This is a genomic window from Cupriavidus basilensis OR16 (assembly GCF_000243095.1).
Taxonomy (GTDB): Bacteria; Pseudomonadota; Gammaproteobacteria; order Burkholderiales; family Burkholderiaceae; genus Cupriavidus; species Cupriavidus basilensis_D.
The window spans coordinates 1-26,066 of sequence record NZ_AHJE01000023.1; the positions used below are offsets into that span (position 1 = coordinate 1).

Genomic DNA, 26,066 nt, shown 5'->3' on the forward strand with positions numbered 1-26,066 from the left:
GCCGACGTTGTATCGCTGGTTCGATAACCGCAAGCCGGACCCGATGAGGGATGTGCCGGTGTAGCGATAGGCAGGTGGTATGGCAACGGGCCGTCGCGGCATCGCCGCCGCGGCCCGGTATGCAAAGCGCCCCATGCGCTAACGATGGGGCGCTTTGCATTCGAGGTCGCGCGCGCGGCCGCTCTCCTTCGCCCGCCATGAACGCAAGGTCACGGATTGAACCGACGGAAGTTCATGGCCCGGAGCAGCCATGGTCGAGTGAGCACAGTAGAATCGATTTCCTGATCGACGACGTCTGAGCCGGCGGCTTGCCGCTGTCTTGCCCGACGCCCGATATGAAGAACTTCCCGGCTGCGGCCATTTCCCATCCATGGAGCGTCCCGAGGCGACGACGGCGATCGCCCGAGCATGGCTATTGGACAGGTTTCGTGACCACATAGGATGATGACTTTGCAGCCAATCGCCTAGACCAGGCAACGTGGAGCCTGGAAATCTATTACGCCCTTGATCATGTCGCGCATGGCTGTAATCAGCACGCGGGCGTCGTCGCGACGCCATTGCACGGCATAGTGCAGCGGCTCCAGCGCATCGCTGCCGGGCAGGATCTTCAACACGCCGCGCGCCGCAAGCGCCTGGGCCCATTGCTCGGGCATGAACGCAAAGCCAAGCCCTTCAGCGACCATGCCGACCACCGCGCCCCAGCTGTTGCACATGAGCCGCCGGTTCACCATCAGCCCCCGGCACGCCAGCCATTGATCGAGGACTCGCGTACCGCCGGCGCCCACCGGCAAGGTCAGCAGCACATGCTCGCGCATCAATGCCCTGGGATCCTCCGTCCCGGCCTCTTCAAGAAACGACTGACTGCCCACCCACGCGAAATCTACCTGACTGATCCGCTCGGCCGCAAGGCTGCTGCGCGTGGAGGGCCCAGCCAGTACCGCCAGGTCCAGTTCGCCATCGTGCAGACGCTGCTCGAGCACCTGGCCGATATCGAGATAAGGCTCCAGCAACAAGCCAGGATGGCGGGCCGATACTTCGCGCACCAGCTTCGGCAACCATGTCAGGCCGCTCAGCTCGCCCAGCCCGACGCGGCAACGTCCCATCAGCCCGTAGCGCTGCCCGGCCGATTGCTCCAGCTCTGCGGCGGCGCGCAGCAGTTCACGAATCTGCGGCAGCATCTGCTCTCCCTGCGCGGTCAGCTCTGCGCGCCTGCCACTGCGGTCGAACAGCTGCACGCCCAGCGAGGCTTCGAGCTCGGCCACCCGCTTGGACAGTGACGACACCGACAGGTGCACCCGCTCCGCAGCCACGGAGAAGTTGACGCAGGTGGCGGCCCAGTAAAACGCTTCCAGTTGCTTGAGGGTCATGAGGTGGTGGCCGGCAGCGGCTGTGAATGTTTCCAAAAAGCGAAATTATATCTTCGTTATTTTTCGCTTTTCTCGTTGTGTCGAGATTGCTAGATTTGGCGGGAGATCACAGCGTTCTGTCCCCCCACCATGTCAGTTGCCCCCACCAATGGCGCCCCACAGGCCACAGCCCCCAGCCCGGAAGCCACCCTTGGTGCTTCCGCTGCGCCGCAACAGGCTGCTTCGGCTGTATGCGATGTCGCGTGGCTGAGAAGGCGGGTGCTGGCGCTGAACGACTTCGAAGCGCTCGCGCATCGCCGCTTGCCCAGACCGCTGTACGCTTACGTGAGCGGGGCGGTCGAAGACAGCGTCTCACTTGCGCAGAACCGGCGCGCGTTCGAAGAGATCGCGCTGCGGCCGCGCGTGCTGGCCGGTGTAGCCACGCGCGACCTCGGCATTGAACTGCTTGGGCGGCACTATGCTGCACCGTTCGGCATTGCGCCGATGGGAATCTGCGCGTTGTTCGCCTATCGCGGCGACATTGTGCTGGCACAGGCTGCCCGGCACGCCGGGGTACCGGCCATCATGAGCGGTTCTTCACTGATCCGGCTGGAAGAGGTCATGGACACAGAGCCGGGCACATGGTTCCAGGCCTATTTGCCAGGCGACACGGCCCAGATCGACGGACTGTTGTCGCGCGTCCAGTCGGCTCGCGTAGAGACGCTGGTGATCACCGTCGATACGCCGGTGGCCGGCAATCGCGAGAACAACCTGCGCGCGGGCTTCTCCACGCCGTTTCGGCCAAGCCTCGCACTGGCCTGGCAAGGCGTCACGCACCCGCGCTGGCTGCTTGGCACCTTCACGCGCACACTGGTGCGACATGGGGTGCCGCATTTCGAGAATGCCTACGCCCATCGCGGCGCGCCAATTCTGTCGCGCAATGTCGAGCGGGACTTTTCCGATCGGGCGCATTTCACGTGGGCTCACCTAAAAGCGATCCGGCGTCGCTGGAAGGGCGCGCTCGTGATAAAGGGCATCCTGACCGCCGAAGACGCGCTGCTGGCACGCCAGCACGGTGTGGACGGCATCATCGTTTCGAACCATGGCGGCAGGCAGCTCGATGGCGCCATCGCGCCAATCCGTGCCCTGCCGGAAATCGTCGACGCCGTGCCAGACCTGCCCGTGATGCTAGACAGCGGCGTGCGCCGTGGGACCGACGTGATCAAGGCGCTCGCGCTCGGCGCGCGCTGCGTGTTCGTCGGGCGGCCGTTCGCCTATGCGGCGACGGTGGCGTCCGGCGCTGGTGTGTCGCACGGCATCGCACTGATGCAGTCCGAGATCTCGCGCGACATGGCCATGCTCGGACTGATCCGCGTGGCGGACATCGACCCGGCCTGCATCCAGCGCCCACGGGCGTGAGCACCATCCCGCCCCCAAATTCCAACACGCCAACGCACCGGCCAACACAGGAGACATCCCGATGACCACGCCTCACGGCTTCCGAATCCACGCCCGGCCCGCGCCCACCGTCAGCAACGCGCTCCTCGAGCGTTTCAAGAGCTTTCCAGTGGCTAATGTCAGCGACGCCATGAGCCGGACCATCGGCACCACGCAGTTGCGCCCTTTTCATCGCCGCGAAGGCCCGCTGGTGGGCCGCGCCCTGACCGTCCGCACGCGGCCCGGCGACAACCTGATGGTGCACAAGGCCATCGACATCTCGGAGCCTGGCGATGTGATCGTGGTGGACGCCGGCGGGGCCGGACCCAATGCCATCATCGGCGAGATCATGCTGGCGCTGGCGATGGCGCGCGGCGCGGCGGGCTTTGTCATCGACGGCCTGATCCGCGACAGCGACACGATCGGCAAGGAACCGCTCCCAGTCTATGCGCGCGGCGTGTCGCATCGCGGCCCTTACAAGGACGGCCCTGGCGAGTTGCACATCACGGTCTGCATCGACGGGATGGTTGTGCGCCCGGGTGACCTGGTCGTCGGCGATGGCGACGGCCTGCTGGTGGTGCCCGCCGAGGAAGCCGAATCGATCGCTGCGCGCGTGGAAGAGGTGCAACGTACCGAGGCGGCCATGCTCGATTCGATCTCGCAAGGCCGCGCCGACCGTGGCTGGGTGGAGCGCTCGCTGCGCGACAAGGGCGTGCTGTGAACGCACCCACACTCCCCACGCGCGCAAACCATTTGGTGGTGCGGTTCGACTATTGGCTGGATCCCTCCTTTGATCGCATCGTCGGCGACGCTCCCGGCGTGACGCTGCACACCTGCGCGCGCGAAGGCGCCGATGACGCAGCCTGGGCGCAACTGGCCAGGGCGCAGGTCTACCAGATCACGGCGGCCAAGGACGAAATCCCGCGCCGCTGGTTTGTCAACGCGGACCTACTGTCGCGCTGCCCGTCTTTGCTGGCGGTGTCGTCCAGCGGCTCAGGCTGCGACACCATCGACATCGACGCCTGCACCGCCGCCGGCGTGGCGGTGATGAACCAGGCCGGCGGCAACGCCGACTCGGTGGCCGAGATGGCGCTGGGCCTGATGCTGGCCGTGCTGCGCCGCATTCCCGAGTCCGACAGGCGCATGCGCACGAACACCACGGCGAGCCGCGAGGACCTGATGGGTCAGGAGCTCCGCGGCCGCACGCTCGGACTCGTGGGTGTGGGGCACGCCGGACGCCGGACGGCGGCCTTGGGCCGGGCTTTCGGCATGCGTGTCATCGGCTGCGATCCAGCATTCGATACGGCAGAAATGGCCGCACGCGGCGCGCAACGGGTGTCGTTCGACGAACTGCTGCGCACCGCCGACGTGGTATCGCTGCACTGCCCGCGCGATGCCACCACGCTGGGCATGATGGACGCCGCAGCGTTTGCCGCGATGCGGCCCGGCTGCATTTTCATCAGCACGGCCCGCGGGGGCATCCACGACGAGCACGCGCTGTACGCGGCGCTGGCAAACGGCCATCTTGCCGGGGCAGGGCTCGACGTGTGGGACCAGGAGCCGCCGCCGCACGACCATCCGCTGCTTGCCCTGGAGAACGTGGTCGCTACGTTCCACACGGCAGGCGTCACGCATGAGGCCCGCCGCAGGAACGCCACGCTGGCCGCCACGCAAATCGTCGAGCTGCTGGCGACTGGCGCCCGGCCCGAGCGCCTGGTGAACCCCGAGGTGTGGCCGCGCGTGCGCCAGCGTGCGATGGGCTAGGCTAGGCGTCGGCCGACGCAACGTTTTAACCAATAATACGTCGCCCCATCGAGGGCTGGCGAGGAGACACAACATGCATCGCACTCCCGAGCTTCGGCGTCGGCGCTTTCCCCCGCGCCTGGCTGCCCCATTCGCTCTCGCTCTCGCTTTTGGCACGATTGGCGCCACCACTCCCGGTGCAGCCCATGCCGAGGCGCCCTATCCGAGCCGCCCGATCGAAATGCTCGTGGCCTACGCGCCCGGCGGCGGCACTGACCTGGTCGCACGACTGCTGGCCCGGCACCTGGAAAAGCAGCTCGGCGCCACCATCGTGGTCCAGAACAAGCCAGGCGCCGGCGGTGCCATCGGCTTTGCGGAACTGGCGCGCGCCACGCCCGATGGCTACACGATCGGCTTCATCAACACGCCGAACCTCCTGACGATTCCGCTCGAACGTAAGACCACGTTCACATGGAAGAGCTATGACCTGATCGGCAACCTCGTGGACGATCCGGGCGGCTTCACCGTGAACAACAGCAATGCGATTGATTCGTTGGCGTCGCTGGTGACGTACGCTAAGGCAAATCCGGGCCATGTGACCGTGGGCACCACCGGGGTGGGTTCGGACGACCACCTTGCGATGCTGCTGTTCGAGAAGGCGTCGGGCGTGAAGCTGACCCATGTGGGCTACAAGGGCGCCGGAGAAGTCCGCGCGGCCCTGGCCAGCCAGCAGATCACGATCGGCGCCATCAACGTGGGCGAGGCGCTGGCGTTCCAGAAGGGCGGCACGCCGATCAGGTTCCTGGGACAGATGGGCATGACACGTGCCGTGCTTGCGCCAAACGTCCCCACGTTCCGCGAGCAGGGCTTCGGCATCGAGTTGGCCTCACTGCGCGGCTTGGCCGCACCGAAAGGCTTGCCGGAGCCGGTGCGCAAGAAGCTCGTCGACGCCATGGCACGCGTGGCCGCCGATTCGCAGTTCCGCCAGCAGGCCGACGCCATGTATGCCCCGCTGCGCTATCTGGCGCCCGCCGCGTATGCCTCCGAACTCGAACGCGGCGATGCAGGCTTCCGCCAGCTCTGGAAGGAGATGCCATGGCAGGAAAAGTAAGCCGGCTGGCGGCGCTGGCAATTGGCGCCGCCCTGGTCTCATCCGCGTTGGCATCCGCGCAGGCGCCGCTGCCGCCGGGGCCGGTCACGATGATCGTCGGCTGGCCCGCAGGCGGCCCGTCCGACGCCGTGGCGCGACTGGCGGCGGCGCACATGTCGAAGGCGCTGGGACAGACGATCTTGATCGACAACCGCGCCGGTGCGGGCGGCAATATCGGCACCGACGTAGCTGCTCGCACGCGCCCCGACGGCAGCACCATCATGCTGGCCACCGTGGCTTCGCATGGCCTGAACGCCGCACTTTACAGCCGGTTGAACCACGACCCGATCAAGGACTTCGCGCCGATCGGGCTGATCACCACGTCACCTGGCGTGCTGCTGGTGCCGCGCGACTCGCCGCTGCACTCGGTACGCGACCTGATCGGCAAGGCACGCGCCCAGCCCGGCCAGTTGAACTACGGCTCCGGCGGCGTCGGATCGAGCCAGCACCTGGCGGGCGCAGTCTTCAAAAAACTCGCCGGCGTGGACATCGCGCACATCCCCTTCAAGGGCACGGCGCCCGCCATGACGGACCTGATGGCCGGCCGCGTCGACTTCATCATCACCACGGGCGCGCTGCCCTTCATCCGCTCCGGCAAGGTCCGTGCGCTAGCCGTGGGCGCGCACCAGCGCCTGCCCGCGCTGCCCGATGTACCTACCTTCGACGAAGCCGGACTGAAGGGCTTCTACACCGATTCCTGGTACGGACTGGTTGCGCCGGCCGGCACACCCCGCCCCGCGCTAGAGCGGCTCAATGAATCGTTGACGCAGGCGCTGCGCGACCCCGCCCTGCAGCGGCAGTTCGCCGAACAGGGTTCGTTGCCGGTTAAGCCGATGGGCGTGGACGAGTTCTGGACTTTTGTGAAGAAACAGATGCCGACAGCAGCGGAACAGGTCCGGATCTCGGGGGCGAAGGCGGACTAGGGCAGCGATGCGCAGCCTTGCCCCTTCCGTGCCACGCCAATCCATGCGTGCGCGATCGACGGCTAATGACAAGCATCAGGATGCTCGCCCTGGCGGGCCACCGGATGCCGCTGGATTCGGCTGCCTATCCGGGCATCGGTGCGGGATGCACGGCGTGGCTCAGGCCGCCATCGCGCGGCGCTCGTCTTCGGTCAGCTCGGGGCCATCCAGCGTGACGCATGAATGATCGTTGCGGAATTTCTCGATGATGGGCTTGAGCTCCTCTTTCACATGCGCTTCGCTGTAGCCGTTGAACAGGTGGCCGAGCAGGCCGCGGCGCAGGTCGCTGGTGCCCATGAACCAGTCAGCGATGGGGACGGTGAGGTTCATGTTGTACTTCATCATGATGCCCATGTTGTGATGCGCGGTGTGATGGCGGCGAATGGTGTTGACGAAGGGCATGTTGCGCACGAACCAGTTATCGTGCACGTGGCAGCAATAGTGGAAGGTCTCGTAGACCAGGTACTGCGCCACCATGGTCAGGAACACCACGTAGGCGGCGTTGGCGTTGAACATCTGCAAGGTGAGATAGGAGAGCGCGCCGCCTGCGACGCCTAGTGTCGCCAGCACGCGCCACGGGAAGAAGACAATGCGGAATTCGCGGGTGGTATCGATGGTGGCTTCATTGTCGGTGAAGTACTGGTGGTGCTGGCGGGTGTGGCGTTCGTAGATGGCGCGCAACGCAAACACGTCGATCTTCCGGTGCATGACATACCGGTGCATGAACCATTCCACGAAATTGCCGGCGAGGAACACTGGCAGCGCCAGCAGCCATTCCCAGCGTGCGTTCGACATATGCGTGAGGCAGTAAGCAATGGCGAAGCTGCCGACGCCGTACATGACGGCGATGTGGAGCAGCCCGTTATAGAGGGGGCTGATGTCGGCTCTGTATTGTTCGCGGAACTTGCGCTGGCGTTCGGTCATCATGGCGGGTCTCCTGTCTATTTGATGATCTGATACATAACTAATATATTAGTAGGATATATCAACATGTCAACCGTGCCGCGGTGGTTTTTTGTCTCCCGAGCCAGTCCTCCGCCCAAAAGCAAAAACGGCCCTCGCATCGCGAGAGCCGTGCAGGGGAAAGACAGCCTGCGCAGGACAGCGGTCCCGGTCTCAGTGCGAGACTTCTTCCAGCGCGCGTCCCTTGGTTTCCACCCCAAGCAGCAGCACCGCCAGCGCGGCAACGACGAACGACAGCGCACCTAGCGTGAAGATGCCGCCCTGGCCCGTGACGGGCAGCAAGACGCCGACCAGGTAAGGGCCGGCCAGCGAGCCGATGCGGCCGATGGAAGAGGCGAAGCCGGAGCCGGTGGCGCGCGACCGCGTGGGGTAGAGCTCCGGCGTGTAGGCGTAGAGCACCGACCACATGCCGAACAGGAAGAACTGCATGCACAGGCCGGCGGCGATCAGTTGCTCCACCGGCAGGCGCAATACCGCGGCCTGGCCGTACAGGTACGCCGCCGCGGCGCTGCCCAGCAGCATCAGCGCGCAGGTGGGCTTGCGGCCCCATCTCTCCAGCAGCCACGCGGAGAAGATGAAGCCGGGAATGCCGGCCAACGAGATATAGACCGTGTACAGCACGGACTTGGTGACCGCATAGCCGGCCTGCTGCAGCAGGGCACCCAACCAGGTGGTGAGCCCGTAATAGCCGAGCAGGGCGAAGAACCAGACCAACCACAACATTACGGTGCGCCTGGCATAGGGGCCGCGCCACAGTTCGGTGAACAGCGCCTTGCGGTCGCGCCGGGGCGCGGGCGCGTAGGTGTCGGCCACCGGTGGGAGCGCGGCACCCCAGGCACGCTGCACCTTGGCTTCGATGCCCGCCATGGTGCTGTCGGCCTCGCGTTCGCGGCCTACGTCTTCGAGCCAGCGGGCGTCTTCGAGCCAGCGGGGAGACTCCGGCACGCGCCGGCGTACCACGAAGACAAAGGCGGCGGGCACCGACAGGGCGATAAAGATGCCGCGCCAGCCGATCACCGGCAGCAGGAGGTAGGTCAGCACACCGGCGGCGATAAAGCCGATCGGCCAGAAGCCCTCAAGGATGGCCACATACTTGCCGCGGCTTTTGGCGGGGACAATCTCGGACACCATCGACAGCCCGATCGGGAACTCCATGCCCATGCCGAAACCCAGCAACACGCGAAAGAGCATCAGGCTGGTGACGTTGTCCGCCAGGCCGCACAGCAGGCTGCCAACGCCCCAGAACACCATGCTGACCTGGAACACCGGCTTGCGCCCGAAGCGGTCGGCCAGCAGGCCGGCAATGGCAGCGCCGAGGAACATGCCGAGAAAGCTGGAGCTGGCCAGCAGGCCGGTCTGCGTGGCCGTGAGGGCAAACTCCGCCTTGATGGAGCCAAGCACGAAGGTCATCATGCCCAGGTCCATCGAGTCGAAGAACCAGGCCGTGGCAATGATGCCGAACAGCGAGCGCTGGTAGTTCGTCATCGGTAACCGCTCTAGCCGGGCGGCGATTCCCGGCCTCAACTTCAGTTCGCCCGCCGACATATCCATCTTTGTCTCCTTTGGGTATGACGGCTTCCTGGTGTGCCGCCTTTACTAATATATTAGTTGCATTGCAGAAGTATTCAAATAGTAAACAAACGGACTGAGGGAAAACACCAAGACGAGGGCTCGCGGGCTTACGCCGCCTGGCGGTTGCCCGGCGCAGTCGCCGTGGCGTCGAGCTGACCGTGCCAGGCGCGCTGCACGATGGCCGCATAGCGCGCCGGCACGTCCGCCACGGGGAAGGCCCCGGCCAGCCGGGTAACCGCCAGCGCGTCCGCGGCGAGCGCCGGGAGGGCGTTTTCGGGAATGCCGAACGCGGCCAGGTCGCCCGGGATGCCGAGGCGCTCCACCAGGGCGCGGATGGCCGGCGGCAGGCGCGCTACGGCCTGGGCCTCGTCGGCGTCTTCGATGCCGAACAGGCGTGCTACTTCGGCCAGTTCGGCGTGGCGTTCCTGCTTCAGGGCATCGAGCACGTACGGCAGCATCACGGCATTGGTGCTGCCGTGCGAGCGATGCGTGACGCCGGCCACGGCATAGGCAATGCCGTGCACCGCGTTCAGCCCGGCGCTGCCGTACGACAGCGCGGCATACAGGCTGGCGTAGGACATGCCGGTACGGGCCTCGATGTCGCCGCCGTCGCGATAGGCGCGTTCCAGGTAGCGGGCGCACAGGCGGATCGCTTCGCGTGCGAACAACATGGTCAGGGCGGAGCGGCCGCTATAGGCCGGATCGGGATTGCCGTGGCGCGGGTAGGCCAATGAGTCGATGGTGATGAACGACTCCAGCGCGTGCGTGAGTGCGTCGATGCCGGCATCGGCGGTCACCCGCGGCGGGCAGGTATAGGTGAACTCGGGATCGATCAGCGCGATGCGGGGGCGCAGGGCATTGTCCATCACCGCGATCTTGGTGGCGCTGTCGGGGTCCACCAGGATGGCGCCGGGTGTGGCCTCGGAGCCGGTGCCGGATGTGGTCGGCAAGGCAACCAGCGGGAGCGGGCACGCGTGCGCGGGCTTGGCCCCGGCAAAATCCCGGATCGGCAGTCCGCCCGGCAGCGTCAGGCACAAGGCCTTGGCCAGGTCGATATTGCTGCCTCCGCCAAGGGCGATGACATGGTCGGGCGTCTTGCCGCACAATTGCGCCCGCAGCGCGGCGGTTGCCGTGTCGCACAGCACCGTGGTGGGATCCGCCATGCCACCATCGTAGACCAGCGTCTCGATGCCGGCCGCGCTGGCGGCCGCCACGTACTCGCTCACCCATGGCGTGTGCCCGGTGAAGAACGTGTCGGTGACCAGCACGCCGGTGCGGTAGCCCAGGTGGGCCAGCAAGTCCGGCAATTGCGCGCGCGTGCCCGCGCCGACGATCAGCCGCGCCGGGGCGCAGAAATACACGAGGTCCTCGACTCTCATGACAGGTCCTTTGGAGATGGATAAAGACGCGGCAGGTGGGCGCGCAAGGCTTGCGCGACTGCCGCGGTGTGTTGCACGAGCACGCTGTGGCCCGCACCCGCGATGCCGGCCAGGGCGGCATCGGGCAGGCCCAGTGTCAGCGCGATGGCATGCGGCCAGGGCGAGTCGTCGTCGTCGTGCCCATGCACCACTAGCGCCGGGGTGCGGATGCGCGGCAGCAGCGCGCGCTGGTCGGTGGAGCGGATGTTCTGCCAGGTCCACGCCACGGCGCGGTGGTCCGCGGCCTCGGCCAGTCCGAGGCGCCGTTCGCGTTGGGCGATTTCCGTCAGCAGGGTGTCTTGGTCCGTGGCGCGGAACCAGTCCACGCCGGGCAGATGCGGCGAGCCCGAAAGCAGGAACAGGCCAGCGGGCGCGGGCGTGGAAGGATCCCGGTGACAGGCCTCGATATACGCCAGCGCCACGGATACGCCCATGCTCCAGCCGGCCAGCACGAAGGGCCGGGCCCCGACGTGCGCTTCGATGACCTCGCGCAGCGCCGCCGCGTAGCGCGCCAGCGTATAGCCGTGCGCGCCGTTCGGGCGCGCCGCCTTGCCCCGCCCCTGCAGGTTGGGCAGGATGAAAGTGCAAGCATCGCCCAGGCACCCAGCCAGCCGCAGCCACGCGGCCCGGGTGCCCTGGATGCCATGTACGGCCACCACGCTGACGGGCCCGTTGCCCACGCGAATCATATCCATCCTGTCTCCAACACAACTAATATATTAGATGGATGATAGCAGGAGGAGCCGAATCCGAAAAGGTCGCGACGGATTCGGCTGGCGCCCGGCACCTCGGTCTCGGAGCTGCAGCTCAGCGAGATGACCGGGATCGGCCGCACGCCGATCCGCGAGGCGATCCAGCGCCTGGCCCGCGAGCACCTGGTGGTGGTGCTGCCGCAGCGCGGGTTGCTGGTGCCGCAGATCGACGTCGCCAAGCAGCTCAAGCTGCTGGAGACCCGCCGCGAAGTGGAGCGCCTGATCTGCCGCAGCGCGGCGCGGCGCGCCACGCCCGAGGAACGCGCGCAGTTCAAGCGGCTGGCAGAGGAGTTCGCCCGGGCCTCGAAGAACGGCAACGATGTCGCCTTCATCCGGGCCGACCGCGAGTTCAACGAACTAAGCCTGGTGGCCGCCCGCAACGAGTTCGCCGAGGGCGCGATGCGCCTGATGCACGGGCTCGCGCGCCGCTTCTGGTACTTCCACTACAAGCAGGCGGCGGACCTGCCGCAGATGGCGAAGCTGCACGCCGCCGTGGCGGCAGCCATTGCCAAGGCGGATGTGGAGGGCGCCGGAAAGGCGCTGGACGCGCTGCTCGACAATATCGAGGATTTCACGCGCGCCACGGTGCTGGGCGACCTGCGCTGAACGCCTTGCCGCACGCAGGCCGGCGTGCGTGGTGCTACTGCATCGTCTTCAGGTCCCCGATGCGAATCAGCATCTCGGTGAACATCTGCATGTCCAGGTCCAGGTCGGCGACTTCCTTGTACTCCTTGGCGTTGTGCGCGGTGTACTTCTTGCCGGGCATGGCGGGGCCGAAGTTGATGGCGTTCGGCATCAGCTTGGCGGTGGTGCTGCCAGCGGTGGGGACGGGTTTGGCTTCCAGCCCCGTGGTGTCGCCGAAGATATTGAGCAGCGTGGACAGCCACGCGCCTTTAGGGTCGCGCGCCATCCAGTCGCCCTGGTCGTGGCTGATGGTCACCGTTTCGTGGTTGGCGGCGGCCCAGGCGTTGATCTTGTCGGCCACGGCCTTGGACAGGGCCTGCGGCGTGTTGCCGCGCGGCATGCGGACGTTGGCGGTGACTTCTAGTTGGCCGTCCGATTCCCGGACCAGGTTGGGCGACATGGTGAGCGGGCCCATGAAGTCGTCCTTGTAGGCCACGCCCATTTTTTCGCCGAGGTAGCCGGTGCCATACAGGTCATCGAGGTACTTCGCGGCACGGGCGTAGTGGTTGTCGGCCAGCGCGACGCCGGATTCACGCAGGAAGAGCGTCAGGCGCGGCAGGGGGTTCACGCCTTCCTCGGGCCGGGAGCCGTGGGCGGAACTGCCGGTGACCTTGACCTCCAGGCTGTCGGTGCCCTGGGCGATATTGATCGCGAACTTGCCCTGCGGCGCGTATTTCGCGATAAAGGCAGCGCGTGCCGCTTCAAGCTGGGCGCGGGCAGCGTTCAGGTCGCCGCCCTTGAGTTGCGCGCTCGCGGTCTGCGGCACAGCATTGGCGGAGGCCGCGCCGCGCATGGCGACGATGGCGGTGGCATTTACGCCGGTGGCCTGCACGGGGAAGAACACCTTCAGGCTGCCCGAGCCCTTCTCGGCCACCACGGCGGGGTACTTGCTGTCGAGCACGATGTTGTACTCGGGCAGCGTGGTGTGCTGCCGGTAATACTTCATGCCGTCGCCGCCCGTTTCCTCGGTGGTCTCGATCATCAGCCGGATGGTGCGCTCAAGCTTCAGGCCGCTCTCCTTCACGGTCTTCATCGCGTACAGCACGGTGGCGATCGAGCCCTTGTCGTCGATGGTGCCACGGCCGTAGAGATAGTCGTCCACGCGCGTGACCTTGAACGGGTCAAGCTTGGTGCCGTCGTCCAGCACCCATTCGTCTGCCACGGCAGGAACCACGTCGGCGTGGGTCAGCAAGCCGAACTCTTCTTTACCCCGGCCCGGCAGCGTGACCTCGAACACGCGGTTGTCCACGTTGCGGAAGCTGAGGCCGAAGTCCTTGGCCATGCCTTCCACCAGCTTGCCGAAGGCGATGATGGCGGGGTTCTCGTGCTGCGGGATCTTGTCGTCGCGCACGGTGCGCAGGGCCACCATGCGCTCGATGGCGCCGATCACCGCCTGGTGGTTGTGAGTCCGGTTATAGACGCCCAGCAAGCGCCCGATATTGGTCAGGTCGTCGCCGTGCAGCGAGGCGTGTTTCCGGTAGGCGGCGACACTGCTTGCCAGCGAAGGATCGGCTTTGGCTGCCGCGCTCAGGAACGCATTGAAATCGGCCGGCGGGTTGGCCTGCGCGCTGGCGACAAGCGCATCGAGGCCGGGCTTTTTCAGCGTGCCCGCGAGCGCGGGCTGGCTCATGGCCAGCGTGAGCAAGGCAAGCGAGGCGAGAAGGGTCGAGCGTTTCATGGGCGGGGCTCCCAAAAAACGAAGGATATTCGCATGAGTCGGCCAGCAGGTGCAAATCCGCCGTGCCGGCATGGTCTTGCGGCGCCGTGCCTCGGCTACACGCCCTGAGGCACGAAGTCAGATCTGCCTTGTCGCGCGTCCCTTGGGTCAGGATGGTGCTTGCGTTGGGCGGGGTATCCGCCACTTGGAAATCCACCGGATGCACTCCCGGCCAACCGCGCGGTCTGGCTCGCCGGCAATCCGCCCGGAACGCTTGCAGCCGCGGGCCAGCTATCGAAGTCGCTCGGTGCCAGGCTGGCGCCAAGCAGCTTGCCGAATGCGCTGAGCTGCACGTCGGAGGTCAACCCCGCGCTGCCCGCGAGTGCGGGGCATAGGATCCACGTGGTGCCGTCTCTTTCGTAGGCGTGCAGGAGCCTTACCTGGTCTGCCGGCTGAAATTGCCGCTCTTCACATGCGACCTGCTCGAGTCCGAATGCCCGCACGAAATCGTCGGCCTGACGATAGCCGATGCAGATGACCAGCTTGGGCCGCCAGTGCGCGCAGAGCGTGCGCAGGAAGCGGAATCGCCCTCCATGCCGGCACAGATCCAGGTAACGATCCTTGGGCACGAGTTCAGACTGGCCGCGGAACACCTTGGACCAGGGCGTCAGGCCATCGAGCATGACGGGCAGGGGAAACAGGTTCAGCTTGAATTCAGCGCCGTCGGGTGTGTAGAGCTCGTCCCGGTAGTACGCTTTCCAGTCATTGTCATCCAGCCCGATGCCGAGCGCTTGCGCTCGCGCAGCGGCCATGATGCGGGCAATGCGCTGATGGTTCAGCCATTTCCCCATGTCTTCCCGATGCTTTGCGCGAAACGCCGCATCCCATGCGTGTGGCTCCGTGCGCGGCCGTAACGGCCCCTGCAGGCGCTCGTACCAGGGATGCGGGCTTCTGTCGCAGATCCAGACATTGGCCCGCGGGTTTCCCCCCTCCATCCCTACGTACGAGGCAAAGTAATTGTCCAGCTCCTGACGCGTGTATACCCCTGTGTGATGCACTATTGCCCCCTACCATCTGGTGGGACCCCGTTTTCACTCATTCCACGACGTGCCGCTCGGCGCTTGCAGCGCCGCGTGTGCCGCGTGGTTATTTGATGTGTCCCGCCTGGCGGCTACGCGGTGCAGTGACTTACCCTGCCGCGCCGGATGCGACCTCGCTCCGTGCCTTTGTGTTATGCAGTTCTTGAAGATGAAAATAACCGGTTCATACCCGTCTGCCTGAGCGGGGCGTATTTTGAAATACTCCCTTCGTTCAGACATAGGAAATGTCGAATATGTGAAATATGAAATTGGTGCGGTGCACTATATCCTAGATAGTTTAGGGTATATATTCCAATATTTTAATCTCAGACATAAAAGCGGCGAATTCCCTTATTCTGTGCGGGCTTGATTAATTGCATCCCCTCTAGCGGGGGGATAAGTTGGGCGAAAATGCAGCTGGATTGACCTGTCCCGGCCCTTCGGCTGGACGCGAAGCGGGAAAAAGGGGGTGTAGGCCGGGGAGATCGCCTACACCCTCAAGGAATGGCAACAACGGGGTCTACGAGTTGCCGCTGGTAAGTGTGCTGCAGTACAGCAATTCCAGTACCCTCCTGAAGGAGTGAATGCCAGGGGAGGCGGCGGCGGAGGAGGCGGAGGAGGAGGAGGAGGAGGAGGAGGAGGAGGAGGAGGAGGAGGAGATACCGGTTGCGACCGCACGGCTGAAGTTTCTTTTGCCCCGGGTTTGTCAGTTTTTCAGGGCACGCTCCGCGCTGCGCGTTAGCTGTTGCGCTCGACGATGAGGTGGGCGTTGCAACCCTGCCGTCGAGTGCCGTTCAGTGCCGTCAAGCAAGCGGTGGCTTGACGCCTGCCGGCAACTCGCATGTGTAGTTGAAGACTGCATCGTCGAGATCGATGGTGGGGAATTCGTCCTTCTCTGCCCAATAATCCTGGGTATGCTGCCACTCGCGTTTGCTGCCCCGCTTCGGGAGCAGATGCATGCCGCGCATCAGGTAGCCGGGATTGAAGTTCTCCGGGTCCACCCATGAACCCAGCGTCATGTTCTCGTCCTCGGGCCGCAGCGCCGGCATGACCCGGCTCGCGCCCTTGCTTTTCATGTGGCGAAGCAGCCGGCAGACAAAGTCGCCGATCAGGTCAGCGCGCAAGGTCCAGCTCGCACGGAAGTATCCGAAGACCCAGACCAGATTGGGCACGCCCGTGAACATCATGCCGCGGTAGGTGACGGTGTCGGAGAAGCGCAGGGGCTTGTCGTCGATGGTGAAGGCGATATCGCCAAGCACATTCAGGTCAAAGCCCGTGGCCGTGACGATCATATCGGCGTCCAACGTCCGGCCGGATTTCAGCACGACGCCGGTTTCCACGAACTGCTCGATCTCGTCGGTGACGATCGAGGCCTTGCCGTCGCGCACACTCTGGAACAGGTCTCCGTCCGGGATGAACGCGATGCGCTGTCGCCATGGCCGATAGCGCGGCGTAAAGTGCGTGTCGACATCGAATTCCGGGCCGAGATGGGCCCGCACGCCAGCGAGCAATTCTTGCTTTACCGCTTCCGGTTCCTCCTGGGCGCGACGCGTGAACTCGGCCTGATCGTGCAGGATCTTGCGGCGCACAATCTCGTGGATCCAGGTCTCGTCGATCTCCAGGTTCCGCAGTTCGTTGGCAAGCACGTTGGCGTTGCGCCCTGTGAAGAAATAGGTCGGGGAACGCTGGAGCATGGTGACATGCGCGCATTTCCCGGCGATCGCCGGCACGAGCGTCGCCGCCGTGGCACCCGAGCCAACGACGAGGACCTTCTTGCCTTCGTAGGCCAGGTCCTCGGGCCATGTTTGCGGATGGACGATCTGGCCCTTGAAGGCTTGCATGCTCCGCCATTCCGGCCTGTAGCCCTGCGCGTGGCTGAAGTAGCCCTGGCACATCCAGAGAAAGCCGGTGGTGAACCGGACCATCTCGCCGGTGTCCGTCCGGCTTGCCTCGACGGTCCAGAGATTGTCCTGGCTCGACCACGATGCCGAGCGGATGGCGTGCCGGTAGCGGATGTGGCGGTCGAGCCCGTTCTCCTCGATGACCTCGCCCATGTACGAACGGATTTCCGCCGCAGTGGCGATCGGCGCGCCAGTCCAGGGTTTGAAGCGATAACCAAAGGTGTAGAGATCGCTGTCGGAGCGGATTCCGGGATAGCGATGTGTGTGCCAGGTGCCGCCATAGCTCTCCTGTGACTCCAGGACAACGAAGCGCATCTCCGGGCATTGGTCGGCGAGATGATAGGCGGATGCTATCCCCGAGATGCCGGCCCCGACGATCAAGACATCGAAATGCTCGGGCGCCTTCGACCCGGCCTTTTCGGGAAACACGCTCTCTGTCATTTTTTTACCCCAACTTGTAAATTGTTCGACGGACCAGATTCCTATTCAGATTCCTATTGCAGGCCGCCAACGTCCGGAAAGACGATCACGCTGCGTGCGACATGTCCTGATTGCATCGCGCTGAAGCCCTCGTTGATCGCGTCCAGCGGCAGGCGCTGCGAGATCAGTTCGTCCAGCAGCAGCCTTCCCTGCATGTACAGTTCGACCAGCCTGGGGATATCGAGGCTCAGGCGATTCGAGCCCATCAGGGATCCCTGAATGCGCTTCTCGCGGAGGAAATCCGTGGCCGGCAACTCGATCTTGAGTCCCGGCTTGAACAGGCCGATCACCGTAGCGGTGCCGCCCGGTGCCAGCATCGCATAGCACGGCTCGGCGGTCTCCTTGCGGCCGATACATTCGAAAGCGTGGTCCACGCCCCCGCCGGTCAGGGCCAGGACCTGCTCGACCGCGTCGGAATCCGCCGCGTTGACGACGTCCGTGGCACCGAATTTCCGCGCCATTTCGAGCTTGTCGGGGAGCATGTCGACGGCAATGATGCGGGCGGCGCCGGCAATGGCCGCGCCATTGACTACGGACAGCCCGACTCCGCCGCATCCGACCACAACCACGCTGCTGCCGGGCTCTACCTTCGCGCTATGGAATACGGCTCCGGTTCCTGTGATGACGGCGCAGCCAAGCAGCGCAGCGCGATCCAGCGGCATGTCATGGCGGATCTTCACCAGTGCATTCGCATGGACCAGGATTTTTTCCGCGAATCCCGAGAGATTGAATACCTGTAGGAAACCGGAATTAGCCGGACTACAGATCAGTTTGCTGGACTGGAAATCCGGAATTAGCTGGACTGCCGTGCAATTTTCGCCCACGCTGAGCCAGGATCTGTAGGTCGGTTCGCCCTTTGCTCACTGGGCGTGGCTCAAGTAGTCGGCGAGGCGGCCGTCAATACGGGACTCCATTCCGTGTCTTCGCCATGCGTTACATCCCGATCCGCGACCAGCACCTCACTATCTTCACCCGCAACCGTGATGCCTGGCGGCCTCGGGCGGAGCGACTCTTTGACGTCGAAGATCTCATTCGGGCATGCGTTCCAGATGCCGCCACTTGCGATCCAAACATTGTGGCCGACGCGATCCGGGAGTGGTTCGATAGCTTCGACGACGGCATTCCGACATGGCGGCTGTCGTCGGAAGAGCGATAAGAAGCGGGCCCAGGCGGATCCAGCGCCAAGGTTCGGCGAGCCAGGCAGGACCGTTGTCGGCCAGTCTCCGTCATTGATCGATGCCGTTGCATGGACGTTCGAAGACAAACCGACTTGCAATGGCAAGACCAAGACGGGGCAGCTCTGGATCTATGTACGTGATGGCAGGTGCCCTCGCCAACCCCGGTGGGCGAGGCATGCCCGTGCATGGGCTTTGCAACCGGGCCATGGGGACCCAGCGACGCATTCCAGAGGTGCAGCGCTTGACATCTAGGCCGGCGCGAGCTTTGCTTGCGATAGGGAAGCGCTCTCAGTTTTCGCCCATGTCCTTGCAGACGCACCCGGCGCCCTCCGCCCGTACTTGGGCCCTCCACTGCACGCTCTTTCGCGGGCAGACGCCGCTGCGCGCCTGCCTGTACCTGCTCGCGGACCTGCGCCGGGGCGTCGCGCTGTCGGCCATACTGGCCGAGCAGCCGCTGCGTGGTGCCTTGGCCGCGTGGCTGGAAGCGGCCGCGATCGGCAGGCCCCCGCCACAGGCGCTGCAGTCGACCGAGCTGCCCTCGGAGCAAGACCGGCGGGCTCTTTACGCATGGATTGCGGCCCACGACGTTGTTCTAGAGCCGCAGAATCTGGGTGGGCGTTTCTGGAAGCCTGTCGATCAACTCTTGCACTCGGCGTGGGAAAGCCTTGGTCTGGCGCCCGGCGCAGTCGGCGAGATGCCGACCTGGGCCGGCGCGCAGCAAGGGCTGGACCGCTGGTTTCGCGAACATTGCCGGCACCTCAGCGGGGTGTGACACCGCGTGCGGGCGGCGTCTGCGACATTGGCTACCCCGGTTGGGGGCGGCGGTAGCCGCTGCAGGTCCTGAGCACTCGACGGGGGCCGCATCCGCTGGAAGCAGCAGTGGTGAAAGAGATGTTCAAGGAAGCGCGGGTGCGCAACATGTCCCGCACGGTCAACCATCGCACGCCGGGAATCGTTGCCTTTTTCGCGCCGGTATTCGACTACCCGGGAAATATCGCGCTGACCATCACCATCATGGGATCAACCGGCACGGTCGATACCGATTGGGACGGCCCCATGCCCAAAGCATTGGGTGCTTGTGCCCAAGGAGGCTCGAAGCGGCGTGGCTATCGGGTGTCATAACAGCGCACCCGTAGGACCAAATCGTTCGCAGGTCAGGCTCTTTGCGTAACCAACATTACGGAGGGAAAGCGTCGATCGTCCATGCGAGTTCTTTTCTTCCACCCGTACCCGGGTGAGCCACAGGCCGATCACTTGCCTACCGATTCAGTTGATCGTGCGGCTGTCGTTCCCTTGAAGCAGTCGTTGCGTTCGCATGCATACGAACGGCTGTCTGGGTCGGCAACAGCCCGTCGTTGCGGAGTTCTCCGACCCCCTGGGCAATCGGGCTGTTCCCGGCCAGTTTGAGTCATCCGCGAAGCTCGCATTGAACGACCGATCCAGCGAGAAGCTGACGTCCAAGTCGTCGAATGCGATGGCCGTGCCTAGAAGGCTTGTTCAACGCCTGCCCTCATGCGCATGGAGTTCAGCAGCCAACGGCTGGCATGCGCGCTACTGCGGCAGCGCGTAGGCGATCACATAGTCGCCGAGCTTCGTGCCGAACGAACCGTGCCCGCCCGCGGCGATCACGACGTACTGTTTGCCGTCGATTGAATAGGTCATCGGCGTGGCTTGGCCACCTGCCGGCAGACGGGCCTGCCAGAGCTGCGTGCCCGTATTCACATCGAACGCGCGGATGTAGTTGTCCGCCGTCGCGCCGATGAAAGCCACGCCGCCCGCGGTAACCATCGGGCCGCCCAGCATCGGCATGCCCATCCTGAACGGCAGCGGAATCGGCGAGCTATCGCGCACCGTGCCGATACGCTTTTTCCACACGATCCCATTGGTCTTCAGATCGATTGCCGAGATGTAACCCCATGCCGGCTGTTTGCACGGCAGGCCGAACGGCGAGAGGAACGGATTCAGCGTCACGCCGTATGGCACACCATATTGCGGTTGAATGCCCGATTCCGTGCCGCTGCCCTTGGCGCCCGCCTCTGGCTCCATCGGGTTGCCCGGGCCGCGCGGAATCAGACGCGAGACGAACGGCAGCGCGATTGGGTTGGCGATGGCGATCTTGCGGTCGGTGTCGACGGCAAGGCCGCCCCACTCGAACATGCCCAGGTTGCCGGGGAACACGAGCGTGCCTTGCAGCGAAGGCGGCGTGAAGGTGCCTTCATAGCGCAGCTTGTGGAACATCACGCGGCACACGAGCTGGTCGTACATCGTCGCGCCCCACATGTCGGCGTCGGTGAGCAGCTTCTTCGGGCGGAACGTGAGCTCGGAGAACGGCTGCGTCGGCGAGACGTGGTCACCAGGCGCTGCACCCTGCGGCACCGGCATTTCGGGTGCGGGCACGACGAGCGCGCCGGTGCGGCGGTCCAACACGAACAGGTTGCCTGTCTTCGCTGGTGCGTACACGACGGGCACGGTCTTGCCGTCCTTGTCGGTTATGTCGGCGAGCGTGGGCTGACAAGGCTGGTCCATGTCCCACAGGTCATGGTGCACCGTCTGGTAGAACCAGGCGAGCTTGCCCGTCGATGCGTGCAGCGCGAGCAGACCGGTCGCATAACGCTCCATGTCGGGCGTGCGGTCACCGCCCCAGATGTCCGGCGTCTTCACGCCCATCGGCAGATAGACGATGTCGAGCTTCGCGTCGTAGGCGGCAGGCGCCCACGAATTCGGCGAATTCCACGTGTAACGCTCGCCCGGGCCCGGGGTCTTGTTCGGGTCCCGCGCGCCCGGATCGAACACCCATAGCAACTCGCCTGTGCGCACATCGTAGCCGCGGATCACCCCAGAGGGCTCGCGCGTCGAGAAATTGTCCTCGACCGCGCCCGCTACGATGATCACCTTGTTCGTGACGATGGGCGGCGAAGTGGGCTCGTACATGCCCGGCGTCGTCACCGGCATGGCGTGCTGCAGGTCGAGATCGCCGCGGTTGGCAAAGCCCGCGCAGCGCTCGCCGGTCAGCGCGTCGAGCGCGTAGAGGTGCCCGTCGTTGACCGGCAGGTAGATGCGGCGCGTGCACGCCGCATTGGTGCCGGCAACCGTCGCCGCCGGAGTAGCCGTCGTGGTGTCGCTGCCAAGCGTGGCCGGTTCGGCTGTCGCCGCGCTTGCCGAGAGATCGATATACGACACGCCGCGGCAGGTCACATGCTGGAATGACGGAGCCGGCTGCAGTTTCGGATCGAACTTCCACTTGAGCGCGCCCGTCTTCGCATCCAGCGCGAAGAGCTTCTGGTGCGGCGAGCACAGATAAAGCAGATTGCCGATCTTGATCGGCGTGACCTCATTGGTGATCTCGACCGGATCGTTCGGCCCTTTCATGTCGCCCGTGCGGAAGGTCCAGGCCACCTGCAGATTCTTCACGTTTTTCGGCGTGATCTGCTGCAGCGGCGAATAGCGTGTCCCTTCCTGGGTGCGGCCATAAGCCGGCCAGTCCGTGGCCTCGATGCCATTGGCGTTCGCTGCGGGCGTACCCTCTGTCGCGCCAAACGTACCGTTGACAGTCTGCGGATCGTTGAAGCACGAGTAGACCAGCACGCCCACCCAGATCACGAGCGCACCCACGAGCGAGGTCACACCAACCTTTTTCGCGCCTTCGAGGCGCCGGCTCATGAGCAGGAGCAGCCACACGCCGAAGATGACCAGCACGCCGGAGCGCGGCGCGAGCGCCCAGAAGTCGGGACCCGATTCCCAGAGTGCCCAGATCGCAGTGCCGACGAGCACAAGCGCATAGAGCACGAACGCCTTGGAGTCGCGCTGGTACAGGAGCCACGTCACGCCGAGCAGCACGACGCCGGTCACGATGTAATAGGTCGACCCGCCGAGCGATAGCAGCCACGCGCCGCCTATCAGCAGATATAGCGCGGTGAGTCCGGTGATTAGCAGGCTGATAGTGCCGATGAATCCCAGCGAACTCGTTCGTGCGGACATAGTGATCTCACCCTTCCTTTTGAAGTCGCCGCTTGCCTCGCGCTTGCAGACTGACATCCAACGGCCGCAGTGCATGCACGCCCGGTCTGACTGAGGGGATGCCCCCATTAAGCTTGCAGCAGATTCGTCAGTCCATCATCCAAGTTTCATTGATACAAACGACTTCCTAGAACGTGACGCTGGATTTCAAGCCGATCACGAAGGCATTACTGTTGATCGATGTACCTCCCCGGATGCAGGATGTACTGCAAATTGGGACGCAGGGATATCGAGCGCACCGGAGACCACGAGTAATACAACTCGGTCACATATTCATATCCATTGCCCGCGACAACGTTCTGCCCGGTGCGGGCATTGTTCTGACGCACGAAATCGGCAAAACGCCCATTATTATGGGTGGCGCCAATGGCGAAGCCGATCGAGTCCTGCAGGCGGCTCGCAAACGGCCCCTTGTACTGCACCCCCATCGTGATCTGATGATCCAGCTGCGCCGTATTGCGGTCAGCATGCGAAAAGTTCAGAAACACCGTCGCGCCGCGGCCGCCGTCGGTGCCGGTGACCTGCTGCTGAAAGCTCAGATAGACGCCGTACTGACCGGATCGCTTAAGGGGATCGAGTCCTGTCACGCCCCGCGGGTTGTGATTCACGTCGAGGTACAGATCGTCGCCGTCTGACGTGTTGTACCACCCGCCAAACTTATAGGAGCCGGGACGGCCCTGCCAGGTTGGTAGCCAGCCAACTTCCAGCGGAATCAGCGCGCCAGTGGTGCCGCTCGGATTGTTTGGCTTCCAGCCATTGTGGCGCGCCCAACTGTCGTCGACGTAGTTCGGGTTGACCTGATACACGCCAGTCTGTACGTAGGTTTCCTGTGAGGTGTGGTACTTGAGGCGCGCGGCCCACACGCTCGTCGGCCAGTTTAGCCAGTAGCTGCCGACCAGATTGCCCGGTTGCGCGCCGCAGAACGAGAGGTTCTGGAAGTCGCAGGAGAAGCTGAAGAAGTCCTCGCCGACGGTCAGGCGGCCAAGCTTCAGCTCCAGACGATCTTCCAACAGCTTCTGGTTCACCCACAACTGTGTCAGGTGCCAGGTCTGGCCACGCCCGAAGACTTCCTGGATGAGCATGTTGTTGCCGATATTCACATCCGCCCCGAGATTCCGTCCGTTACGGTCGGTCATGGTGAACTGAAACGTACCGCCCTGCCAGCCCCAGAGCTTGTGCAGGTCCAGCGTGGTCCCGAACGCCCACTGATCGGTATAGCGCGTCAGGCGGTCGGTGCCGCCACTAAAGTTGTGCGCCAGTTCACTAACGTAGCCGATATTGAACGAGGCGCCCTGCTCCGCCAGGCGTGTACGCAGCCCTCCCCAGTCCCCCAGCAAGTAAGGACTTGACGATATGTCGTAGGCCTGCACACTGGTGGCCCCGAAAGCGAGAACCAGCGAGGCAAGAATACCGAGACAGGCGGGCCGACGTTGGGAGCCAATGTGCTTGTTATGCATTGGTATGCGAACTCCCTGCTTTAATAATGGAAAAGCTGCGCAACCGCAGCCGCACATCGCCGCGTTGCGATTCGCGATGTGCCAGCATGACGACCTGCTCATGCTTTGGGGAAAATTCACAGACCGGATCGAGTGTCCCCGCGTCGCCAACTAACGCCAGGGCCTGGCAGCGGCATCTGCCCCAATCTCGTTCCCTCTCATCACAACTGCGGCAGGGTTCCGGCATCCAGCCGGTGCCGCGATAGGCAGAAAAAGCGGGGGAATCGAACCATGCCGACGCGAGCGTGCTCGCGGGGTCAATGGTTGGCAACCGCTTCTCGACGAACTGGTGCTCGGTAAAGCCGCCCACCACGCGTACCCACTGCGGGGCCGGCGTCCGCGCGACCTGTTCCCTGAGCATTCCCATGGCATCGGCCAGCGAATGTACGCCGTCCCAGCGCAGTTCCAGGTTGTAGTTCAGGCCACCACGAATGATGTGCATATGGCTGTCGATCAACCCCGGGATGGCACGTCTGCCGCCGAGGTCGATCACGGTCACGGAGTTGTCTCCGGTGGACATGACGTCCTGCTTGCTTCCCACAGCAATGAACTTTCCGGCGTGGACTGAGACGGCCTCCGCCTGCGGCTTCTGTAGGTCCAGCGTGGTGAATCGCCCATTCACCAGAATCAGGTCGGGCGTGGGTGTAGAAGACATCGCGATAGCTCCCGTCGGCTGGCGAGTCATGCCGTGCGGCCGGACTCTGGACTTCGAGAGAAAGTGGAAGCCTTACTTGGCTGGCACCGGCGGCAAGACTTCGTGGGTGCCTTCGGCACGCTGCGGCGCCTTGTGCACCATGGTGTAAGCGTAGTCGACGCCCATGCCGTAGGCACCGGTGTGCTCCTTGACGACCTCCATCACTGCGTCATAGGTGTCGCGACGCGCCCAGTCGCGCTGCCATTCGAGCATCACCTGTTGCCACGTCACCGGCACCACGCCGGCCTGGATCATGCGTTGCATGGCGCAGTCGTGGGCTTCCTTGGAGGTACCGCCGGAGGCGTCGGCCACCATGTAGAACTCATAATCGGTGTCGTGCATGGCCGACAGGGCAAAACTGAGGTTGCAGACCTCGGTCCACAGGCCAGACACCACGATCTTCTTGCGTGCGTTTGCTGCCAACGCGTCGCGCACCTTCTGGTCGTCCCAGGAGTTCATCGACGAACGCTCCAGCAGCTTTTGGCCCGGGAAGACGTCCAGCAGTTCCGGGTAGGTAAATCCGGAGAAGCTTTGCGATTCCACAGTCGTGATGATGGTCGGGATGTTGAAGATCTTCGCTGCCTTGGCCAGGCCAACGACGTTGTTCTTCAACACCTGCCGGTCCATGGACTGGACGCCGAATGCCATCTGCGGCTGTTGGTCAATGAAAATCAACTGGCTGTTTTGTGGGGTCAGCATTTCAAGCTTGGGATTGCTCATGATGTGCTCCGCAATAAAGGGGACAGGAACAAGTGATTGCTCCGTCCGGCCGGAGTCAGACACGGACGCGAACGCATTGAAGGTGCGCCGAACAAGCGATGCAGTCACTACTATAGAAATCGCCCAACTGAAGGGCGATCTTTTTTGTCGGAAAGGATAGGCCTGCGCGTCGTGCAGGCTGCTGAAAGCGCCGGGCCGACGATCGCCGTAACCCGACACGCCCCCGCCTTGGCGTAGGAGAATGCTCTAAGAACTTACAAGCGAATGACAGGTTAAATGGCGCTAAGTGCGTACATTTAGGCGCTGCCCACGGGCTGTTATTTAGTCTCCGCGGAAGGCGACCTTCCTTCCAATCCAGTTCTGCTCCCGGCCGCGCCAGGACTGTAATTCGGACTATCCACGAGTCCATCTTTGCAATCAGTCCGGAGGACGCGGGAGCTAGCGCGTAAAGGCCAGAGGGTACGGCTGTCAGGTTCCGCCACGCGTCCATCTTTGCAATGCGTCGCCTTACGTTTCGGCGCCGCTGCTGTTCTCGGTTTCGATCGCTGTAGGCTGGGTGTCGGATGCGATATCAGCATGATCTGAGGCCCACACGCGCTGCGCCCGGGCTTGGTTCTCCCGGTAATCGGCGTCGGTGCGCAGCCGCTGTCGCTGCCATTCGCGACGCCGTTGCCGCTGGCACTCCGGGGACGGACAGAAGCGCTGACCAGGCGTCTGAGGGCGAACTTCGAAAGGCAGTCCGCACGCTGGGCACTGCCGGATGGCTTTCATGCGCTTGCTCCCCACCGGCCGCAAACCGGAAGCGATGACGAGGGTC

At 64.2% G+C, this 26,066-nt stretch carries 19 protein-coding genes and 3 pseudogenes; 9 read left to right on the top strand and 13 right to left on the bottom strand.

Annotated features, from left to right (window positions below):
* Nucleotides 1–464: 464 nt before the first annotated feature.
* A complete protein-coding gene (locus OR16_RS09785; RefSeq protein ID WP_006157801.1) occupies nt 465–1,367 on the bottom strand; it encodes a LysR family transcriptional regulator in 903 nt (300 codons plus the stop codon).
* 258 nt (nt 1,368–1,625) lie between these two features.
* Between OR16_RS09785 and OR16_RS09790 the strand changes: the two genes are divergently transcribed.
* The 5 genes from OR16_RS09790 (at nt 1,626) to OR16_RS09810 (ending at nt 6,599) form a co-directional block, all read left to right on the top strand.
* Nucleotides 1,626–2,765 carry an alpha-hydroxy acid oxidase gene (locus tag OR16_RS09790; protein WP_006157802.1) on the top strand — a complete coding sequence of 380 codons (1,140 nt, stop codon included), beginning with the start codon at nt 1,626–1,628 and terminating at the stop codon, nt 2,763–2,765.
* A 61-nt stretch (nt 2,766–2,826) separates the two neighbouring features.
* Nucleotides 2,827–3,504 carry an RraA family protein gene (locus tag OR16_RS09795; protein ID WP_006157803.1) on the top strand — a complete coding sequence of 226 codons (678 nt, stop codon included), beginning with the start codon at nt 2,827–2,829 and terminating at the stop codon, nt 3,502–3,504.
* A 32-nt stretch (nt 3,505–3,536) separates the two neighbouring features.
* Nucleotides 3,537–4,547: a hydroxyacid dehydrogenase gene (locus OR16_RS09800; protein WP_006157804.1), complete on the top strand. Its 1,011-nt coding sequence runs from the start codon at nt 3,537–3,539 to the stop codon at nt 4,545–4,547.
* Between the two features lie 73 nt (nt 4,548–4,620).
* The gene (locus OR16_RS09805) at nt 4,621–5,637 is read left to right on the top strand and encodes a tripartite tricarboxylate transporter substrate binding protein (RefSeq protein WP_043419140.1); all 1,017 of its coding nucleotides are present in this window, start codon (nt 4,621–4,623) and stop codon (nt 5,635–5,637) included.
* Entirely contained in the window at nt 5,622–6,599 is a 978-nt protein-coding gene (locus tag OR16_RS09810) for a Bug family tripartite tricarboxylate transporter substrate binding protein (protein ID WP_006157806.1), read from the top strand. The genes OR16_RS09805 and OR16_RS09810 overlap by 16 nt, the downstream gene beginning before the upstream one ends.
* Before the next feature lie 159 nt (nt 6,600–6,758).
* On the opposite strand, the gene OR16_RS09815 is transcribed toward OR16_RS09810, so the two are convergent.
* The 4 genes from OR16_RS09815 to OR16_RS09830 all read right to left on the bottom strand — a co-directional run bounded on the left by OR16_RS09815 (nt 6,759) and on the right by OR16_RS09830 (nt 11,286).
* Complete coding sequence (locus OR16_RS09815) at nt 6,759–7,565, bottom strand: hypothetical protein (protein WP_006157807.1); 807 nt, start codon at nt 7,563–7,565, stop codon at nt 6,759–6,761.
* Nucleotides 7,566–7,754: 189 nt separating this feature from the next.
* Nucleotides 7,755–9,152 carry an MFS transporter gene (locus tag OR16_RS09820; RefSeq protein WP_006157808.1) on the bottom strand — a complete coding sequence of 466 codons (1,398 nt, stop codon included), beginning with the start codon at nt 9,150–9,152 and terminating at the stop codon, nt 7,755–7,757.
* Between the two features lie 128 nt (nt 9,153–9,280).
* On the bottom strand, nt 9,281–10,552 hold the full coding sequence (locus tag OR16_RS09825; protein WP_043419142.1) for an iron-containing alcohol dehydrogenase: 1,272 nt from the start codon (nt 10,550–10,552) through the stop codon (nt 9,281–9,283).
* Complete coding sequence (locus tag OR16_RS09830; RefSeq protein ID WP_006157810.1) at nt 10,549–11,286, bottom strand: alpha/beta fold hydrolase; 738 nt, start codon at nt 11,284–11,286, stop codon at nt 10,549–10,551. Before OR16_RS09830 ends, OR16_RS09825 begins: the two co-directional genes overlap by 4 nt.
* Before the next feature lie 72 nt (nt 11,287–11,358).
* Between OR16_RS09830 and OR16_RS09835 the strand changes: the two genes are divergently transcribed.
* Entirely contained in the window at nt 11,359–11,949 is a 591-nt protein-coding gene (locus tag OR16_RS09835; protein WP_050982928.1) for a GntR family transcriptional regulator, read from the top strand.
* Between the two features lie 34 nt (nt 11,950–11,983).
* Here OR16_RS09835 and OR16_RS09840 read toward each other — a convergent pair whose 3' ends face one another.
* From OR16_RS09840 to OR16_RS09855, 4 genes and pseudogenes are all read right to left on the bottom strand, one after another.
* Entirely contained in the window at nt 11,984–13,705 is a 1,722-nt protein-coding gene (locus OR16_RS09840) for a dipeptidase (RefSeq protein ID WP_006157812.1), read from the bottom strand.
* Between the two features lie 95 nt (nt 13,706–13,800).
* Nucleotides 13,801–14,535 (bottom strand): hypothetical protein, encoded by a 735-nt coding sequence (locus tag OR16_RS09845; RefSeq protein ID WP_006157813.1) that lies wholly within the window; start codon nt 14,533–14,535, stop codon nt 13,801–13,803.
* Between the two features lie 1,031 nt (nt 14,536–15,566).
* Complete coding sequence (locus tag OR16_RS09850) at nt 15,567–17,105, bottom strand: flavin-containing monooxygenase (RefSeq protein WP_006157815.1); 1,539 nt, start codon at nt 17,103–17,105, stop codon at nt 15,567–15,569.
* A 53-nt stretch (nt 17,106–17,158) separates the two neighbouring features.
* Nucleotides 17,159–17,884, bottom strand: a pseudogene (locus tag OR16_RS09855) (zinc-binding dehydrogenase); the annotation flags it as partial.
* A gap of 188 nt (nt 17,885–18,072) precedes the next feature.
* On the opposite strand from OR16_RS09855, the gene OR16_RS09860 reads away from it, so the two are divergent.
* The 3 genes from OR16_RS09860 to OR16_RS09870 all read left to right on the top strand — a co-directional run bounded on the left by OR16_RS09860 (nt 18,073) and on the right by OR16_RS09870 (nt 19,444).
* Nucleotides 18,073–18,300 carry a hypothetical protein gene (locus OR16_RS09860; protein WP_006157817.1) on the top strand — a complete coding sequence of 76 codons (228 nt, stop codon included), beginning with the start codon at nt 18,073–18,075 and terminating at the stop codon, nt 18,298–18,300.
* A 323-nt stretch (nt 18,301–18,623) separates the two neighbouring features.
* Entirely contained in the window at nt 18,624–19,094 is a 471-nt protein-coding gene (locus tag OR16_RS09865) for a hypothetical protein (protein WP_006157818.1), read from the top strand.
* A gap of 110 nt (nt 19,095–19,204) precedes the next feature.
* On the top strand, nt 19,205–19,444 hold the full coding sequence (locus OR16_RS09870; RefSeq protein ID WP_141639859.1) for a hypothetical protein: 240 nt from the start codon (nt 19,205–19,207) through the stop codon (nt 19,442–19,444).
* A 429-nt stretch (nt 19,445–19,873) separates the two neighbouring features.
* Here OR16_RS09870 and OR16_RS09875 read toward each other — a convergent pair whose 3' ends face one another.
* The 4 genes and pseudogenes from OR16_RS09875 to OR16_RS09890 all read right to left on the bottom strand — a co-directional run bounded on the left by OR16_RS09875 (nt 19,874) and on the right by OR16_RS09890 (nt 25,249).
* Nucleotides 19,874–22,300, bottom strand: coding sequence for a glucose/quinate/shikimate family membrane-bound PQQ-dependent dehydrogenase (locus OR16_RS09875; RefSeq protein ID WP_006157820.1), 2,427 nt, complete (start codon nt 22,298–22,300; stop codon nt 19,874–19,876).
* A gap of 166 nt (nt 22,301–22,466) precedes the next feature.
* Nucleotides 22,467–23,796 (bottom strand): annotated as a pseudogene (locus OR16_RS09880) (carbohydrate porin).
* A gap of 250 nt (nt 23,797–24,046) precedes the next feature.
* Nucleotides 24,047–24,490 (bottom strand): annotated as a pseudogene (locus OR16_RS45515) (amidohydrolase family protein); the annotation flags it as partial.
* A gap of 72 nt (nt 24,491–24,562) precedes the next feature.
* Nucleotides 24,563–25,249 carry a hydrolase gene (locus OR16_RS09890; RefSeq protein WP_006157823.1) on the bottom strand — a complete coding sequence of 229 codons (687 nt, stop codon included), beginning with the start codon at nt 25,247–25,249 and terminating at the stop codon, nt 24,563–24,565.
* Nucleotides 25,250–26,066 lie beyond the last annotated feature (817 nt).

Coding starts and splice junctions, on each gene's coding strand:
- OR16_RS09840 (WP_006157812.1), bottom strand. CDS start 13,705: ATGAAACGCTCGACCCTTCTCGCCTCGCTTGCCTTGCTCACGCTGGCC.
- OR16_RS09830 (WP_006157810.1), bottom strand. CDS start 11,286: ATGGATATGATTCGCGTGGGCAACGGGCCCGTCAGCGTGGTGGCCGTA.
- OR16_RS09795 (WP_006157803.1), top strand. CDS start 2,827: ATGACCACGCCTCACGGCTTCCGAATCCACGCCCGGCCCGCGCCCACC.
- OR16_RS09890 (WP_006157823.1), bottom strand. CDS start 25,249: ATGAGCAATCCCAAGCTTGAAATGCTGACCCCACAAAACAGCCAGTTG.
- OR16_RS09850 (WP_006157815.1), bottom strand. CDS start 17,105: ATGACAGAGAGCGTGTTTCCCGAAAAGGCCGGGTCGAAGGCGCCCGAG.
- OR16_RS09875 (WP_006157820.1), bottom strand. CDS start 22,300: ATGTCCGCACGAACGAGTTCGCTGGGATTCATCGGCACTATCAGCCTG.
- OR16_RS09785 (WP_006157801.1), bottom strand. CDS start 1,367: ATGACCCTCAAGCAACTGGAAGCGTTTTACTGGGCCGCCACCTGCGTC.
- OR16_RS09820 (WP_006157808.1), bottom strand. CDS start 9,152: ATGGATATGTCGGCGGGCGAACTGAAGTTGAGGCCGGGAATCGCCGCC.
- OR16_RS09805 (WP_043419140.1), top strand. CDS start 4,621: ATGCATCGCACTCCCGAGCTTCGGCGTCGGCGCTTTCCCCCGCGCCTG.
- OR16_RS09825 (WP_043419142.1), bottom strand. CDS start 10,552: ATGAGAGTCGAGGACCTCGTGTATTTCTGCGCCCCGGCGCGGCTGATC.
- OR16_RS09810 (WP_006157806.1), top strand. CDS start 5,622: ATGGCAGGAAAAGTAAGCCGGCTGGCGGCGCTGGCAATTGGCGCCGCC.
- OR16_RS09865 (WP_006157818.1), top strand. CDS start 18,624: ATGTCCTTGCAGACGCACCCGGCGCCCTCCGCCCGTACTTGGGCCCTC.
- OR16_RS09845 (WP_006157813.1), bottom strand. CDS start 14,535: ATGGGGAAATGGCTGAACCATCAGCGCATTGCCCGCATCATGGCCGCT.
- OR16_RS09860 (WP_006157817.1), top strand. CDS start 18,073: ATGCGTTACATCCCGATCCGCGACCAGCACCTCACTATCTTCACCCGC.
- OR16_RS09815 (WP_006157807.1), bottom strand. CDS start 7,565: ATGATGACCGAACGCCAGCGCAAGTTCCGCGAACAATACAGAGCCGAC.